17 protein-coding genes are annotated in these 16,105 nt (G+C 62.4%); 2 read left to right on the top strand and 15 right to left on the bottom strand.

Going from position 1 to position 16,105, the window contains the following annotated elements; translation table 11 throughout:
• Window positions 1–125: 125 nt before the first annotated feature.
• The 9 genes from C0058_RS31820 to exbB form a co-directional block, all read right to left on the bottom strand.
• Window positions 126–1,526, bottom strand: coding sequence for an aminoacyl-tRNA deacylase and HDOD domain-containing protein (locus tag C0058_RS31820; protein WP_102370163.1), 1,401 nt, complete (start codon window positions 1,524–1,526; stop codon window positions 126–128).
• A gap of 78 nt (window positions 1,527–1,604) precedes the next feature.
• Complete coding sequence (gene recG, locus C0058_RS31815) at window positions 1,605–3,680, bottom strand: ATP-dependent DNA helicase RecG (RefSeq protein ID WP_003213306.1); 2,076 nt, start codon at window positions 3,678–3,680, stop codon at window positions 1,605–1,607.
• A gap of 8 nt (window positions 3,681–3,688) precedes the next feature.
• The gene (locus C0058_RS31810; RefSeq protein ID WP_003213305.1) at window positions 3,689–4,609 is read right to left on the bottom strand and encodes a hydrogen peroxide-inducible genes activator; all 921 of its coding nucleotides are present in this window, start codon (window positions 4,607–4,609) and stop codon (window positions 3,689–3,691) included.
• 114 nt (window positions 4,610–4,723) lie between these two features.
• Window positions 4,724–5,254 (bottom strand): iron transporter, encoded by a 531-nt coding sequence (locus C0058_RS31805; RefSeq protein WP_087693714.1) that lies wholly within the window; start codon window positions 5,252–5,254, stop codon window positions 4,724–4,726.
• A 19-nt stretch (window positions 5,255–5,273) separates the two neighbouring features.
• The gene (locus tag C0058_RS31800; protein WP_008439439.1) at window positions 5,274–6,092 is read right to left on the bottom strand and encodes an FTR1 family protein; all 819 of its coding nucleotides are present in this window, start codon (window positions 6,090–6,092) and stop codon (window positions 5,274–5,276) included.
• A 3-nt stretch (window positions 6,093–6,095) separates the two neighbouring features.
• Entirely contained in the window at window positions 6,096–6,431 is a 336-nt protein-coding gene (locus C0058_RS31795) for a cupredoxin domain-containing protein (RefSeq protein ID WP_003213299.1), read from the bottom strand.
• A 167-nt stretch (window positions 6,432–6,598) separates the two neighbouring features.
• Entirely contained in the window at window positions 6,599–7,348 is a 750-nt protein-coding gene (locus C0058_RS31790; RefSeq protein ID WP_003213297.1) for an energy transducer TonB, read from the bottom strand.
• Complete coding sequence (gene exbD / locus C0058_RS31785) at window positions 7,345–7,770, bottom strand: TonB system transport protein ExbD (protein WP_003213296.1); 426 nt, start codon at window positions 7,768–7,770, stop codon at window positions 7,345–7,347. Before exbD ends, C0058_RS31790 begins: the two co-directional genes overlap by 4 nt.
• A 6-nt stretch (window positions 7,771–7,776) precedes the next feature.
• Window positions 7,777–8,763 (bottom strand): tonB-system energizer ExbB, encoded by a 987-nt coding sequence (gene exbB / locus C0058_RS31780; protein WP_087693713.1) that lies wholly within the window; start codon window positions 8,761–8,763, stop codon window positions 7,777–7,779.
• A 189-nt stretch (window positions 8,764–8,952) separates the two neighbouring features.
• On the opposite strand from exbB, the gene C0058_RS31775 reads away from it, so the two are divergent.
• Window positions 8,953–9,804 (top strand): SDR family oxidoreductase, encoded by an 852-nt coding sequence (locus tag C0058_RS31775; RefSeq protein ID WP_102370162.1) that lies wholly within the window; start codon window positions 8,953–8,955, stop codon window positions 9,802–9,804.
• Window positions 9,805–9,847: 43 nt separating this feature from the next.
• Here the strand turns inward: C0058_RS31775 and C0058_RS31770 are convergent, their stop codons facing one another.
• From C0058_RS31770 to C0058_RS31745, 6 genes are all read right to left on the bottom strand, one after another.
• Entirely contained in the window at window positions 9,848–10,591 is a 744-nt protein-coding gene (locus C0058_RS31770; RefSeq protein ID WP_003213290.1) for a hypothetical protein, read from the bottom strand.
• A 63-nt stretch (window positions 10,592–10,654) separates the two neighbouring features.
• Window positions 10,655–11,035, bottom strand: coding sequence for a RidA family protein (locus C0058_RS31765; protein WP_003213288.1), 381 nt, complete (start codon window positions 11,033–11,035; stop codon window positions 10,655–10,657).
• Between the two features lie 24 nt (window positions 11,036–11,059).
• Window positions 11,060–13,165, bottom strand: coding sequence for a bifunctional GTP diphosphokinase/guanosine-3',5'-bis pyrophosphate 3'-pyrophosphohydrolase (gene spoT / locus C0058_RS31760; RefSeq protein ID WP_008439435.1), 2,106 nt, complete (start codon window positions 13,163–13,165; stop codon window positions 11,060–11,062).
• A 60-nt stretch (window positions 13,166–13,225) separates the two neighbouring features.
• Window positions 13,226–13,489 (bottom strand): DNA-directed RNA polymerase subunit omega, encoded by a 264-nt coding sequence (rpoZ, locus tag C0058_RS31755; protein ID WP_003176920.1) that lies wholly within the window; start codon window positions 13,487–13,489, stop codon window positions 13,226–13,228.
• Between the two features lie 167 nt (window positions 13,490–13,656).
• Window positions 13,657–14,277 carry a guanylate kinase gene (gene gmk, locus C0058_RS31750; RefSeq protein WP_003213284.1) on the bottom strand — a complete coding sequence of 207 codons (621 nt, stop codon included), beginning with the start codon at window positions 14,275–14,277 and terminating at the stop codon, window positions 13,657–13,659.
• 11 nt (window positions 14,278–14,288) lie between these two features.
• On the bottom strand, window positions 14,289–15,152 hold the full coding sequence (locus C0058_RS31745) for a YicC/YloC family endoribonuclease (RefSeq protein WP_008439430.1): 864 nt from the start codon (window positions 15,150–15,152) through the stop codon (window positions 14,289–14,291).
• Between the two features lie 217 nt (window positions 15,153–15,369).
• On the opposite strand from C0058_RS31745, the gene rph reads away from it, so the two are divergent.
• Window positions 15,370–16,092 carry a ribonuclease PH gene (gene rph / locus C0058_RS31740; RefSeq protein WP_003213280.1) on the top strand — a complete coding sequence of 241 codons (723 nt, stop codon included), beginning with the start codon at window positions 15,370–15,372 and terminating at the stop codon, window positions 16,090–16,092.
• Window positions 16,093–16,105: the final 13 nt, after the last annotated feature.

Raw genomic sequence — 16,105 nt, 5'->3', positions numbered from 1 at the left:
CAGCAATACTGCGTCGCCTGCATTCGCGAGCAAGCCCGCTCCCACATTCAATCCCATTCCAAAGTTGGAACTCGGTCGAATGTGGGAGCGGGCTTGCTCGCGAATACGGTGTAACAGCGCCCGATTTATCCCTGGCTGAACTGCGACGCCAACTCGCGCAACAACGTTTCCGCGTCCAGCACCTTGCTCACCACATCCTCTGCCTTGTCCCGGGTCAGCCCCAGGCGCTCAAGCAGTTCGTCCGGGATGGATTCATCCGGCCCCGAGCCGATGCCACGGCTGCGCAGCAAGCGCACCGCCAGGCACACCAGGTTCGGGTATTCCGCATATTGGCCGTCGTAGGTCGGGTCGTGCTGGAAGCGCAGGGCGGTGGACAGTTCGTCCGGCATGTCCCAATAGCGCATTAACCACGCACCAATCTGCTCGCGGCTGATGCCCAGCAGATGCTGCTCGATGTAGCTGTGGCACAGGTGCGGGTTGACCTCCAGGTGCCGGCAGATCAGTGAGAAGTGCGGCGGGAAGACGTGGGCCAGCAACAGGTAGCCGAAATTGTGCAGCAGGCCGGCGAGGTACGTCAGCCCGGCTTCCGGGCGCTGGGCGCGGGGCATGGCGCGGGTCAGGCCTTCGATGACGGCAGCGGTGTAGATCGACTGGTGCCAGTACGGCGTGGCCTGTTGCGGGTGGTCCTTGGGCAGGCTCAAGGTCTTGCCCAGGGCCAGGCCGAGTGCGAGGTTGATCACCAGGTCAAAGCCCAGCACGCGCACGATGGCGTCTTCCACCGAGCGGATCTTGCCCGGCGAGGCGTAGTAGGGCGACGCGGCCCAACTCACCACCTGGGCGGCCAGGGCCGGGTCGGTTTCGACCACGCCGGTGATGTCGTCGATGGTGGCGTTGGGGTCGACCCGCAGCTTGATGATCTTTTGCGCGGTATCGGCCAGCGGTGGAATTTCGATGGTGGCTTCCAGGCGCTGCTGGATACGGCGGGCGGTGAACGCCTGCATCGCCTGGGTGATTTCCTCGCGGTCGTCGTTGGGGCGATCCAGGTTTGGCCGGATGTTGCTCAGCGGCTCGCCGAAATGCGCGGCGCTGGCCTTGGTCAGCATGCTCTTGAACGCGTCGCTGGAAATCTCCAGCAGCAGCCCGGATTCGCCCGAGTGCACCAGCACGGTCGGCTCACGCAACAGGCTTTCTTCGTAGAGGCAGGGAGAACTGGTCAGCGGCGGCAGGCCGGGCAGCAGGCTCAGGCTGTGCTTGCCGAGCATACGCTCCAGGCGCTCCGGCGACACCGCCGTGAGGCGCCGACCGGTGAGCTCGGCGAGGCGATTAAGGTCCAGCAACTGGTTCTGTGGAAACAGCACCATGAGTGCACCCACGGCATCATCGAGCAGTACGGCTTGAACCTTCTGCGCCGGGTTCAGGCCGGGGCGTTCGGTAACTTCCGTGTAGCTGATGGCGAGCTTTGCAAGCAGCGTCCGAATCACCGAGGGTGCAGTCGGTGGGGCTGTGGCGAGGGCAACTTCTGACATGGCCTGAATCCAATTTCCTACAGTCATTGGAGTATAACCAGCTTGATACAAGTGAGGGTTGTCTAAGTGAGTCAGCCGTCACACTTGGCCGTATTGCTGCCCATGTCTCAGCCAGCGATCCAGCAGCGGGCTGACGTGTTCCGGCCAACGCTCCAGTAACGCCTGGGCCGCGTCGCGCACGGCGGGCAGCAAGTCGGCATCGCGCATCAGGTCGGCGACCTTGAATTGCAGCAGGCCGGTCTGGCGGGTGCCGAGCATCTCGCCGGGGCCGCGCAGTTCGAGGTCTTTTTCGGCGATCACGAAGCCGTCGTTGGTTTCGCGCATGATCCCCAGGCGCTGGCGACCGATCTGCGACAGCGGCGGGTGGTACAGCAGCACACAGTGGCTGGCGGCGCTGCCCCGGCCGACGCGGCCGCGCAATTGGTGCAGTTGCGCCAGGCCCAGGCGCTCGGGGTTCTCGATGATCATCAGGCTGGCGTTGGGGACGTCGACGCCGACTTCAATCACCGTGGTCGCCACCAGCAATTGCAGGTTGCCGGCCTTGAACTCGGCCATTACCGCGGCCTTTTCCACCGGCTTCATGCGACCGTGGATCAGCCCGACCTTGAGTTCACCCAAGGCACTGGTGAGGTCTTCATAGGTGGTTTCGGCGGCCTGGCAGGTCAGCTCTTCGGATTCTTCGATCAGCGTGCACACCCAATACGCCTGACGGCCTTCGGCGCAGGCGCCGCGCACCCGTTCGATGACTTCGACGCGGCGGGTGTCGGTGACCAGCACGGTGTTGACCGGCGTTCGGCCCGGCGGCAGTTCGTCGAGGATCGAAGTGTCGAGGTCGGCGTAGGCGCTCATGGCCAGGGTGCGTGGGATCGGTGTGGCGGTCATAATCAACTGGTGCGGGCTCATGCGGCCGCCCACGCCTTTCTGGCGCAGGGCCAGGCGCTGCTGCACACCGAAGCGGTGCTGTTCGTCGATGATCACCAGCGCCAGATTCTTGAACTTCACTTCGTCTTGGAACAACGCGTGGGTGCCCACCACCATCGGGGCGCCGGCGGCGATCTGCTCCAGGGCGGCTACGCGGTTCTTGCCCTTGAGCTTGCCGGCCAGCCACGCGACTTCCAGGCCCAGCGGTTCGAGCCAGCGCTTGAAGGTGATGAAGTGCTGCTCGGCGAGAATCTCGGTGGGCGCCATCAGCGCCACCTGATAGCCGGCTTCGAGGGCCTGCAACGCGGCGAGGGCGGCGACCACGGTTTTACCCGCGCCCACGTCACCCTGGATCAGCCGCAGCATCGGTTCTTTCTGGCTCAGGTCGTAGGCGATTTCATTGCCGACCCGTTGCTGGGCGCCCGTCGGTGCAAACCCCAGGTTGGCCAGGTATTGCGCAGGCAGGCGCTTGGCCTTGGGCATGGCCGGCGCGCGCAGCGAACGCATGCTCTCGCGCAGGCGCTGCTGGGACAGTTGATGGGTCAGCAGTTCTTCGAACGCCAGGCGATGCTGGGCCCAGTGATGACCGAGAGCCAACTCGTCGACGTCGGCGTCGGCGGGTGGGTGATGCAGGTAGCGGATCGCATCATCCAGCGGCGCCAGTTGATAGTCGCGCGCCAGTTCCTGGGGCAGCCAGTCGGGCAGGCTTTTTGGCCCGAGCATCGTCAGAGTCTGCATGCACAGTTGGCGCAAGCGCTGCTGGGTCAGGCCCTCGGTGAGCGGGTAAATTGGCGTGAGGGTGGTGTCTACCGGCGGCGGTTCGTCGCCGGTAATCGCGCGGTATTCCGGGTGATAGATTTCCAGCCCCGAAGCGCCGGGCCGGGCTTCGCCGTAGCAGCGCACGCGGGTACCACGCTTGAGGCCTTCCTTCTGGGCGTTGCTGAAGTGGTAGAAGCGCAGGCTCAGGCCGCCGGTGCCGTCTTGCAGGCGCACGACCAAACTGCGGCGCTTGCCCATGACCACGTCGGCGCCGCTGACGGTGCCTTCAACCACGGCGTCCTGCCCAGGACGCAAGTGGCCGATGGGCACCACGCGGGTGCGGTCCTGGTAACGCAGGGGCAGGTGGAACAGCACGTCCTGGAGATTTTCCAGCCCGACCTTGGCCAACTTCTCGGCCATGGCCTCCCCGACACCCTTGAGTGCCGTCACCGATACCTGCGACAGCTCAGTCATACCGTTAATTAGCTCGCAGCAGGCGGCTTGGCCACCGAACACAGGCGGATCGAGTCGGCGAGGATTTCAATCGCTTTCGGACGCGGGAAGCTCGCACGCCAGGCAATCGCCACGGTGCGGAACGGTACCGGCGGCGTCAGTGGGCGCACGGCGATCACGCCGGGGGCGTAGTGATGGCTGTCGACCGCCGACAGCGGCAGGATCGAGATACCCAGTCCGGAGGCGACCATATGGCGAATGGTTTCCAGGGAGCTGGACTCCACGGTGGTGTGCTTGGCGCCGTCGTTGCCCTTGGTCAGGGTCGGGCAGGCTTCCAGCACCTGGTCGCGGAAGCAATGGCCTTCGCCCAGCAACAGCAGGCTCTTGTCGTTGAGCAGGCCCGCGTCGATGGTGTCTTTCTGCGTCCATGGGTGGGACGCCGGCATCAGCACGTAGAACGGCTCATCGTAGAGCGGCAGCGTCAGCACATCCGCCTCGTTGAACGGCAGGGCGATGATGATCGCGTCCAGCTCGCCGTTGCGCAGTTTGTCGCGCAGCACGTGGGTGAAGTTTTCTTCGATATATAGCGGCATCTGCGGCGCGACGCGGTGCAGTTGCGGAATCAAGTGCGGGAACAGGTACGGGCCGACGGTGTAGATGGCGCCGACTTTCAGCGGGGCGGTCAGTTGGTTCTTGCCGGCCTGGGCCAGCTCGCGAATGCTCTGGGCCTGTTCCAGAACCTTCTGGGCCTGGGCGACGATGCCTTCGCCGACGGGCGTCAGGCGCACGGCGCTTTTGCTGCGCTCGAAAATCAGCACACCGAGTTCGTCTTCAAGCTTCTTCACACCCACCGACAGCGTCGGCTGGCTGACGTGGCAACGCTCGGCCGCGTGGCCGAAGTGCTGCTCTTGGGCGAGGGTAACGATGTAGCGTAATTCTGTAAGAGTCATAGCGGGCGTCCATGAGGTTGCGGGCCAAGCATACCGGCTGCAATCGATAGACGCACGTTATCAGACAGCGTAGGGGCCGCGACACCGGTTAATCGGGTATCGCCGCCCCGTATTTCACTTTTGCGGGTACTTGAAGGTGAAGGTTTCGGTGAAGGGAGCCCACCATTCAGGCACGCCGGTTTCCTTGTCTACATGGTGGAAGAAGCCCTTGATCTGTGGGCTTTCATAGCGCAGCACCACGGTGTAGGTGCCGGGGCCGTCCATTTTCACGTTGTTGGCGTAGTGGGCGCCGTCTTTGGCCACCATCGGCAACAGCGTGCCGATTTCCTTGTAGTCGGGCGAGCCCTCCTTGACCAGTGAGTAGCTGATGGTCAGGTAGGGCACCCACTCACCGTTGGACAGGCCGTATTTGTTGTCGGCGGTGGCGTGCACATCGGTCTCAAGGTGTACCGAGTCCTTGCTCATCACCATGCCTGGCGGCATGGGCGCCATTTCGATGCCCACCAGGTACGAGGAGGCGATCTCCATGTCATTGATCTGCACCGGTCCGCCAATCGGGTATTCGCGGGCTTGGGCGAGGGAGGAAGCGGCCACGGCGCTGACGAGCAGCAGTGCGGCGGCGAAGGGGTTGCGCAGGTGTTTCATGGTGGGGCTCCTGGGGCGGTTAATGTGATTGTGTCGGGCGTGAATGCAGTAAACGGTTACCCAGCACCAGGAGCGAGAGGGTGACGAGCCACGCCACCAATTGAACGCCCAGAGGTCGGTCGGTGTAGCCCACCAGCGCGGTCAATGCGCGGCCGGTGAGGCTGCCATCGGAGACCAGCCAGGAGGTGTCCCAGAGCTGGTAGCCCCAGGCGGGAATCAGGTCGATACCGGCGAGGATCGCGGCGGCCCGGCCAGCCATGCCGGCGGCAAGCAAGGCGATCATCCAGCCGGTAATCGAGAACAGGCGCTTGAGGCTGATGGCGACCAGGCCGCGGTACATCAGCCAGGACAGCGCGGCGCCGGCGACGATGCCGAGCACGCCGCCGGCCAACATCGACAGTGGGTCTGTCTGGCTGGATGCGGCGATGCCATAGAGGAACAGCACGATTTCCGAGCCTTCGCGCAGCACGGCCACGGTGATGACCACGGCCAGGGCCCAGAGTGATTTTTCACCCTTGAGTACTGAATTGCCTGCGCTGCGCAGTTGGGTCGCCAGCTCGCGACCATGACTGGCCATCCATAAGTTGTGCCAGCCCAGCATGACCACGGCGACCACCAGGATGGCCGCGTTGAAAATTTCCTGGCCGAAGCCTTGCAGCGCCTGGGTGATTGCGCCGGTAAACAGCGCCAAGATGCCGGCACCGAGCACGCCGGCTGCGATTCCGCCGCCAATGAACAGCCCACGTCTTGCCAGGCCCTGGGTGGCGGCCATCACGATGCCCACCACAATCCCGGCTTCCAGCACTTCTCGAAACACGATCAACAGACAGGCCAGCATGGCTTACTCCTTGGCCGCGACGGCGGTGACCGTGCCTTTGGCCTGGTCGGGGTGGTAGTCATCGAAGAAGGTGTAGGTGCCGGGATGCAGCGGGCCGGCAAACACCGTGATGGTGTTGCCGGGGACGATGATTTTTTCGAACTTCATGTCGTAGCTTTCGAACTCGTCGACGCTTTCATCGTGGCTGGTGAGTTGAATGCGAAAGCGCTCACCGGCCGGCACCTCGAACGTCGAGGGGCTGAAGGTGTGGTTCTGAATGACCAGGGTGACCAGCTGATCCGCCTGTGCAGCGACGGGTAAAGCCAATAGGAGGAGAGCCAGCCGGGCAAGGTTGGGCATGCCGAATGTCCGCTAATGAGAACTATTCGCGGATAATTAGCGTTGTCTTTAAGTGTTACAAGTGAAGATCGAGTTAGGTGTTGACTCGTTCAAGCCCGGTTCAGGTTGCGGTGATGCGCGGGGAGGGAACAGCAGCCGTGGGCACCCGAGAGTGCCCACGGTAGGGTTTAGCGGCGACGTTTTTCGATGTTGTAAACGAACGGTGCAACGATCTCGATGCTTCCGCCTTTCAACATGTCGGCCGGTGGCTTGGGCAGCGGCTGGGCACGACGGATCATGTCGAGGGTGGCGCGGTCCAGGTCGGCGTTGCCGGAGCGGCCCACCAGTTCGTAGGACAGCACGTTGCCATCGGCATCCACCACGAAACGCAGGCGGTTCAGGCCTTCCTTGCCACGCGCCTGGGCGCCCGGCGGGTACTTCTTGTACTTCTGCAGGTGGCCCAGCAGGGTACTTTCCCAGGTGGCCTTGGCCGCGATCTGCTGCGGTGAAGGGCCCGGTTGTGGCTGGGCGGATTTTTCCGTAGGCGCGTTGTTCTGCGGAGTTTCGCTCGGCGGCTCTTCGGAAGGTTTTTCCTTGGGCGGATCGGGCTTCTTCTCCACAGGCTTGGGCGGCTGTGGTTTTGGCTTGGGCTTGACCGGCTTTGGCACCTGGATCGTCGGCTTAGGTGCCTCGGCCAGTTTCGGCAATGGCAGCTCTTCGACTGGCGCAGGCGGCTGTGGCGGCGTGATCACCTTCGGCGGGGCCGGAGGTGGTGGCGCCGGCATCGGTGCCAGGTCGATGACCATGGCGGCCGGAGGCAGCTGGACCATATGTGGCGCCGACCACTGGAGCGCGATGATGATCGCGACGGCGTGGACGCCCAGCACGACGGCGAGGCTGGTGCCATAACGCGTCAGTTTGTGGCGCGTCGTGATCATTTCTTGGCTGCCGTCTCAAGTCCGACCAGGCCTACCTTGAGGTAGCCGGCCGCCCGCAGGGCATCCATCACGCTCATCAGGTCGCCGTAGTCCACGCCCTTGTCGGCCTGGAAGAAGATGGTCGTGTCTTTCTTGCCCTGGGTCTTGGCGTCGAGCACCGCGCCCAGGGTGTCGGATTTGACTTCTTCTTCGCCCAGGAACAGACGCTGGTCCGCCTTCACGCTGAGGAATATCGGTTTCTCCGGCCGCGGCGCAGGTTTCGCGCTGGAAGCGGGCAGGTCGACCTTGATATCCACGGTGGCCAACGGTGCAGCCACCATGAAGATGATCAGCAGCACCAGCATCACGTCGATAAACGGCGTGACGTTGATTTCGTGGTTCTCGACGAGCTCGTCGTCGCCTTGATTCAAATGCAGGCCCATGGCCGATTACCCCACTTTCACCATATGCGGTTGCGAGCTGCGCTCGGAAGGCAGGTGATCGAGGTCACGGCTGACCAGCAACAGGACTTCTGCCGAAGCGTCCGATACCTGAGCCTTGTAGCCGGCGATCGAACGGGCGAAGACGTTGTAGATCACCACCGCAGGAATCGCGGCAACCAGGCCCAGTGCGGTTGCCAGCAGGGCTTCGGCGATGCCGGGCGCCACGACGGCGAGGTTGGTGGTCTGGGTTTTGGCGATGCCGATGAAGCTGTTCATGATGCCCCATACGGTACCGAACAGGCCGACGAAGGGCGCGGTGGAACCGATGGTGGCCAGCACGCCGGTGCCGTTGCTCATGTTGCGACCGCAGGCGGCAACCAGGCGCTCAAGACGGAAACTGACGCGTTCCTTGATGCCTTCCTTTTCACGGGTGTTGGCCGACAGGCGCATCTCTTCGAGTGCGTCGTGAACCAGCAGGTGCGCCAGGGTGCCCTTCTTCGCCGCGCTTTCGCTGGCTTCTTTCAGGGTGGTGGCTTTTTTCAGGTGGACGATTTCAGTGCGCAGGCGACGCTTGGCGCCCAGCAGTTCGAAGCCCTTGGCGATCCAGATGGTCCAGGTGATGATCGAAGCGATGGCCAGGCCGATCATCACGATCTTCACGATGATGTCAGCGTTCTGGTACATGCCCCACGGCGACAGGTCGTGGGCCATGCCCAGGCTGTTGTCTTCTTCCAGCACGACGCCGGATTCGTCAGCCGGTGCGCCTTCGGCGGCCAGGGCCGGGTCGGTCGCGGCCGGTGCGGCGGCTGGCGCAGGAGCGTTTTGCTCTGTAGCTGGCGCGCTCGCTGCAGGCGGGGCGGCCGGCGCGGTGTTGTCGGCGAACGCGGCGGTCGGTGCCAGCAGGACGCTGAACAGCACTGCAGCAATCGCACGCCAGGCGCGGGATGGGCTGTGAGGCTTGGTTGGCGAAGCGGGGGATGTATTGCGTGTCATGCTGGCCGGACCTGAGAGAAAAAAATGAGTGAGCGTCCTTCCAGACCGTAACGGGTCGAGGACAAATGGGCGGTTATTATTGCAAGTAATTCTTGTTAACAGAAGTAATACAGTTACTTTATTTGTCGTTTTGCTGGCCGCTGGTCATCTGCGGGGGCTAACCTTGACCTTTAAGAACGGAGTTTTGTGATGTCTGCGCCTTCTGTGGTGATTGCCGGTTGCGGCGATGTCGGTAGCCGTCTGGCCACCCAATTGCTGGCCCAGGGCTGGGAGGTTCATGGCCTGCGGCGGGATATTTCGCGCCTTCCCAAGGGCGTTATCGGGATTGCCGGCGACCTGTTCAATGAAGACTGCCCCGATACCTGGCCGGTGGGCGGGGTGGATTACCTGGTGTATTGCGCGGCCGCCACCGATCACGACGAGGCGGGTTATCGTGCGGCATACGTGCAAGGGTTGCGGCATGTGCTGGAGTGGCTGAACGACTACGGCCAGGAGCCCAAGCACCTGCTGTTTGTGTCCAGCAGCAGTGTGTATGGGCAGCAGAACGGTGAGTGGGTCGACGAAAGCTCCGAGACCAAGGCAGGCGGTTATTCCGGCCTAGTCATGCTGGAAGCCGAGCAAGTGGCATTGGATAGCGGCATTCCCGCCAGTGTCGTGCGCCTTACCGGGATTTATGGTCCAGGTCGGGAGTGGTTGTTGAGCCAAGTGCGCCAGGGCTATCGCGTGGCGATTGATCCGCCTTTATATGGCAACCGGATTCACGCGGATGACGCGGCGGGTTTGCTGGCGTTTTTGCTGCAGCACGTGGAGCAGGGGGGTGTGCTGGATAAGTGCTACATCGGCGTTGACGATGCTCCGGCCCCGCTGGCCGAGGTGGTTGCCTGGTTGCGCGAGTACCTTGGCGTGACCGAATGGGCCGAGAACGCCAGCGTGCGACGCGCCGGTAGCAAGCAGTGCAGCAACGCCCGGGCCAAGGCGTTGGGCTGGGTGCCGCGTTATCCGAGTTATCGCGAAGGGTATGCGGCGATCCTGGAGGGTTGATCGCGGCGTGAAGAAAAAGGAGCCTGAGGGCTCCTTTTTTGCGTCACTGTTTTTCCAGCAACCACTGTCGTGGCCCGGGGGTAAACGAGGGTACCTCGTCGGCCTGGGCGGTGTTGATCGCCTGGAAGATCTCCAGTTGCTTGCCCTTGCGCGCAAAGATCCACGGGTTGCCCTGGCCGTTCAACTGTAGCCAGATACTGTCGTAGCCGCCGCTCATGGAGGCGCAATCGCCCGCCAGGCACAGCGAGTACTGATCGGCGCCGGGCAAGCCGGTCACCTGGCCATTGGCCTGGAACTGTACGGTGGCGCCTTCGCCAGTGCCGCTGCTGATTTTCCAGGTGCCGCCCATGTAGGCGGCGTACAGGGTGCGTTCGAAGTTGGCACCCAGTGGCGCGCCTTCGGGGGCTGGATCCTTGGCACGGGCGAACAGTTGCTCGGGCTCGTTATCATTGGCCCCTTGCAGCAGCAGCTTGCCTTTACGCTTGAGTTCAGTGGCGGAGCTGCCGTAGAAATCGACACTCCAGGCGCCGGATTTTTCACCCAGCAATTTGCCTTCAGCTACTTCAAAACCGTTGTAGTAGCGGGCCTGGGACGCTTTGGTGTTCACCTCCCATTCGAGGTTCGGACCATAGCTCTGCAGGGCTTCACGCAAAGGGCCGCCCTTGGCTGCCGCGTCGATGGCGGCCTGGTTGATCCAGGTGCCGCTCACATCCAGGTCGGCGGGATTGCTGGCGCAGCCGCCGAGCAACAGGGCGAGCAACGAAGAGGCAACGAGCGCTTTGCGCATTACGAAATCCTTCCAAGAACCAATTCGGCGCAGCCTTCCCGTGGAAGCGCTGCGCCGGATGTTTTACTCGATGACCAGAATGGCGTCCATCTCAACCTGCGCGCCCTTTGGCAGGGCGGCAACGCCGATGGCGGCGCGGGCAGGGTACGGCTGTTCGAAGTATTTGCCCATGATCTCGTTGACCTTGGCGAAGTGGCTCAGGTCGGTGAGGAAGATGTTCAGTTTGACGATGTCCTTGAACGAACCGCCCGCAGCTTCGGCAACCGACTTCAGGTTTTCGAAGACCTGGATGGTCTGGGCTTCAAAGCCTTCAACCAGCTCCATGGTTTTTGGGTCCAGTGGAATCTGGCCGGACATGTAGACGGTATTGCCCGCCTTGATCGCCTGGGAATAAGTACCGATTGCTGCTGGTGCCTTGTCGCTGGTGATAACAGTCTTGGTCATGAATGACTCCTTGTAATGGATGGGCTAGGCGCGCATGCGGGTGATGCGGATGACCCCGGTCAGGGCGCGCAGTTTCTTGATCACGCGGGCCAGGTGCACGCGATCGTGCACGCTGACCACCAGTTGGACCACGCTGATGCGGCCATCGCGTTCGTCCATGCTGATTTTCTCGATATTGCCGTCGGCCGCGTTCACGCTGCTGGCCAGCAGGGCGATCAGGCCGCGCTGGTGTTCCAGCTCGACCCGCAGCTCGACGTTGAATTCGCCAGTGACATCCTTTGCCCACGAAAGCTGGATGCATTTCTCGGGGTTGTGGCGGATTTCACTGATATTGCGGCAGTTGTCCAGGTGCACCACCATGCCTTTGCCGGCGGACAAGTGGCCGACAATCGGGTCGCCCGGGATCGGCGTGCAGCACTTGGCGTAGCTGAGCACCAGGCCTTCGGTGCCGCGAATCGCCAGCGGGCCTTCGGGGCTTGGCAACTGTTCGCCTTCGCCCAGCAGGCGGCGCGCGACCACATAGGCCATGCGGTTGCCCAGGCCGATGTCTTCCAGCAAGTCTTCGATCAGTTCCTGGCGGTACTCGTGCAACATCGCCTGCACGCGTTCGGCCGGGATCTTGTCCAGTGAGCTGTCGAAGCCGTTGAGCACCTTGTTCAGCAGGCGTTCGCCCAGGCTGATGGACTCGGAACGGCGTTGCAGTTTCAGGGCGTGACGGATGTGGGTGCGAGCCTTGCCGGTGACCACAAAGTTGAGCCAGGCCGGGTTCGGGCGCGCGCCCGGTGCGCTGACGATCTCCACCGTGGAGCCGCTTTGCAGCGGTTCCGACAGCGGGGCCAGTCGACGATTGATCCGACAGGCTATGCAGCTGTTACCCACGTCGGTGTGCACCGCGTAGGCAAAGTCGACCGCCGTGGAGCCTTTGGGCAGCTCCATGATCCGGCCTTTGGGCGTGAACACGTAGACCTCGTCCGGGAACAGGTCGATCTTCACGCTTTCGATAAATTCCAGGGAGTTGCCGGCACGTTGCTGCATTTCCAGCACGCCCTTGACCCACTGGCGGGCGCGGGCATGGGTGCCTTTTGGCTGCTCGTCGCCGGTGGATTTGTACAGCCAATGGGCGGCGATGCCGTTGTTGGCCATCTCTTCCATTTCGCGGGTGCGGATCTGGATCTCGATCGGCACCCCGTGCATACCGAACAGCGTGGTATGCAGCGACTGATAGCCGTTGGCCTTGGGAATCGCGATGTAATCCTTGAAGCGTCCCGGCAGGGGCTTGTACAAATTATGTACAGCACCCAGCACGCGGTAGCAGGTATCGACCTTGTCGACGATGATCCGGAACGCGTACACGTCCATGATCTCGTTGAAGGCCCGGCGCTTGCCGCGCATCTTCTTGTAGATGCCGTAGATGTGTTTCTGCCGGCCGCTGACCTCGCCCTCGATCTCATCGATCGCCAGGCAATGGCTCAGGGATTCTTCGATCTTGTTGACGATTTCCTTGCGATTGCCCCGGGCGCGTTTCACTGCCTGGTAGATGCGCGCGGAACGCATCGGGTGCATGGCCTTGAAGCCGAGGTCTTCGAACTCGATACGAATGGCGTGCATGCCCAGCCGGTTGGCGATGGGCGCGTAGATTTCCAGGGTTTCCTTGGCGATGCGCCGGCGTTTTTCACCGGACAGCACTTCCAGCGTGCGCATGTTGTGCAGCCGGTCGGCCAGCTTGACCAGGATCACCCGGATGTCCCGGGCCATGGCCATGGCCATCTTCTGGAAGTTTTCCGCCTGGGCTTCGGCCTTGGTCTCGAAGTTCATCTGGGTCAGTTTGCTGACCCCGTCGACCAGTTCGGCCACGGTTTCGCCAAATTGCGCACTGAGCGCTTCCTTGGCAATGCCGGTGTCTTCGATCACGTCATGCAGCATCGCGGCCATCAGGCTCTGATGGTCCATGTGCATGTCGGCAAGAATATTGGCCACGGCAAGAGGATGCGTGACATACGCCTCGCCACTGCGGCGGCGTTGGCCGTCGTGGGCTTGTTCGGCGTAGAAATACGCTCGGCGGACCAGGTTGACCTGGTCTGGGCCGAGGTAGGTCGATAAGCGATCGGCGAGGGCGTCTATGCTCGGCAAAGTATTAACTCCTGCCGTTGGCTGTGACCCCGCGCCGTGCTACGTCGACCAGGCATAGGCTTAGACGGCCTCGTTGGACTCGTCCTCGAACGCTGCAAACAGCGGTTCGTCTTCAACGATTTCGGCGTTGGCGATGAACTCGTAGCTCATCAGGCCTTCAGCGATTTCACGCAGGGCTACAACGGTAGGCTTGTCGTTTTCCCACTGGACCAGGGGCTCTTTGCCGCCAGTGGCCAGTTGACGGGCACGCTTGGTAGAGAGCATGACCAGCTCAAAGCGGTTATCCACGTGTTCTAGGCAGTCTTCAACGGTTACGCGGGCCATGGTATTCCTCGGAGCGAATGCAATATGCGCGCTGCCCGGTTGGGCGAGCGGACTGAACAGTTTAAAAAATCACCAGCGTTTAGGGAAGCGCTGATTTTTCGCAGGCCATCGCAAACGCGCTACAAGTGCCAATGTAAAGCCCCTGCAGCGGTTTTGGGAAGAGCCAATCAGCCGAGCAGTTCGGCCAATAATTTGCCGAAACGCTGCTGCTGACGCTTTTGCTGGAGCTGATTGGCGCGGAAAATCGCTTTCAGATCGTCCAGCGCGTGAGCGAAATCGTCGTTGATGATCAGGTAGTCGTAGTCGACGTAGTGGCTCATTTCACTGACGGCTTCACGCATGCGACCTTCGATGATCTCGTCGCTGTCCTGGCCACGATTGGTCAGGCGCTGGTGCAATGCTTCCAGCGAAGGCGGCAGGATGAAGATCGAGCGGGCTTTGGGCATCAACTGGCGCACTTGCTCGGCGCCCTGCCAGTCGATTTCCAGGATCAGGTCGTGGCCTTCGTCCAGGGTCTGCTGCAGGTGGCTTTGCGAGGTGCCGTAGAGGTTGCCGAAGACCTCGGCGCGCTCGAGGAAATCACCGTGCTCGATCATCTTGACGAACTCGGTGCGCTCGACGAAGTGGTAGTGCACGCCGTTCACTTCACCCGGGCGCATGGCGCGGGTGGTGTGGGATACCGAGATGCGGATCTGCTCGTCAGCGTCGGTCAGGGCCTTGACCAGGCTGCTTTTGCCCGCGCCCGATGGGGCGGAAATGATGTACAGGGTGCCGGTGCTGTGGGTCATGTCAGGGTGCCTTACTCGATATTCTGTACTTGTTCGCGCATTTGCTCGATCAACACTTTGAGGTTGACCGCCGCCTGGGTGCTGCGCGGATCAAAGGCTTTGGAGCCCAGTGTATTGGCTTCGCGGTTGAGTTCCTGCATCAGGAAGTCCAGGCGCCGACCGGCGGCACCGGCGGACTTGAGCACGCGGCGCACTTCCAGGATGTGGGTGCTCAGGCGGTCGAGCTCTTCGGCAACGTCGCTCTTTTGTGCCAGCAGGACCATCTCCTGCTCCAGACGCACCGGATCCAGTTCGGCCTGCATGTCGGCGAAGCGGTCCAGGACCTTCTGGCGCTGGGTGGCAAGCATCTGCGGCACCAGTTCGCGCAGGGTCACCACGTCTTCTTCAATGGAGGTCAGGCGGTCGCTGATCAGACGGGCCAGCTCGGCGCCTTCGCGTTCGCGGCCGGCCTTGAGTTCTTTCAAGCCCTGGTTGAACAGGGCCAGCGCCTCGGCGTTCAACGCCTGTGGGTCAGTGGCGTCGGCCACCAGCACGCCGGGCCAGGCCAGGACTTCCAGCGGGTTGATGGCGGCAGGCTGCTTGATCAGGCCGGCGATGGTTTCGGCGGCGGCGACCAATTGCGCGGCGCGCTCGCGATCCACCTGCAACGGCTTGCCGGTGGTTTCCTCGGTAAAGCGCAGGGTGCATTCCAGCTTGCCGCGGGAGATGCCCTGGCGCAGTGCCTCACGAACCGCGCCTTCGAGGTCGCGAAACGATTCCGGCAGGCGCAGGTGCGGCTCCAGGTAGCGGCTGTTGACCGAGCGCAATTCCCAGCTCAGGGTGCCTTGGACGCCGGCTTTTTCGACGCGGGCGAAGGCGGTCATGCTGTGCACCATGGAGGTACCTCGCGATGCAGTCCCGCAAACAGGCGGGCTGATGGGTAGATTGAAGCCGACAGGCTGCGAAGGCGCAGGATTGTAGCTCAACGGGACGGGTGGCCCCAAACAGTGGCTTCGGTGCCCGGGTTTGTAACAGGATTTTTTAGCCGTGCCGATCAGGGCTGGCGGCTCTATAATGCTCGGCAGTTTTTCGTCCTCCGTACAGGTATCCCCTATGAAACGTCCAAGTGGTCGCGCTGCCGATCAGCTCCGCTCGATCCGCATCACCCGCAACTACACCAAACACGCCGAGGGATCTGTACTGGTCGAGTTTGGCGATACCAAGGTTATCTGCACCGTCAGCGTCGAAAACGGCGTGCCGCGTTTCCTCAAGGGCCAGGGCCAGGGTTGGTTGACCGCCGAATACGGCATGCTGCCGCGCGCCACCGGCGAGCGTAACCAGCGTGAAGCCAGCCGTGGCAAGCAAGGCGGCCGCACCCTGGAAATCCAGCGCCTGATCGGTCGCTCCCTGCGTGCAGCCCTGGACATGTCCAAGCTGGGCGACGTGACCCTGTACGTCGACTGCGACGTGATCCAGGCCGACGGTGGTACCCGTACTGCCTCCATCACCGGCGCCATGGTTGCCCTGGTCGACGCGCTCAAAGTCATCAAGAAACGTGGCGGCCTGAAAGGCGGCGATCCGCTCAAGCAGATGATCGCGGCTGTATCGGTCGGCATGTATCAGGGCGAGCCGGTGCTGGATCTGGACTATCTTGAAGATTCGGCTGCCGAGACCGACCTGAACGTGGTGATGACCAGCACCGGTGGTTTCATTGAAGTGCAGGGCACCGCCGAAGGCGCGCCATTCCAGCCGGCGGACCTGAATGCCATGCTGGCCCTGGCCCAGAAGGGCATGACCGAAATCTTCGAACTGCAGAACGCCGCATTGGCCGACTGATTCAATCCCAAGG

Source organism: Pseudomonas sp. NC02, from assembly GCF_002874965.1.
Lineage (GTDB): Bacteria > Pseudomonadota > Gammaproteobacteria > Pseudomonadales > Pseudomonadaceae > Aquipseudomonas.
The sequence above is the reverse complement of the archived record's forward strand: the minus strand, read 5'-3'. Positions and strand labels throughout refer to the sequence as shown.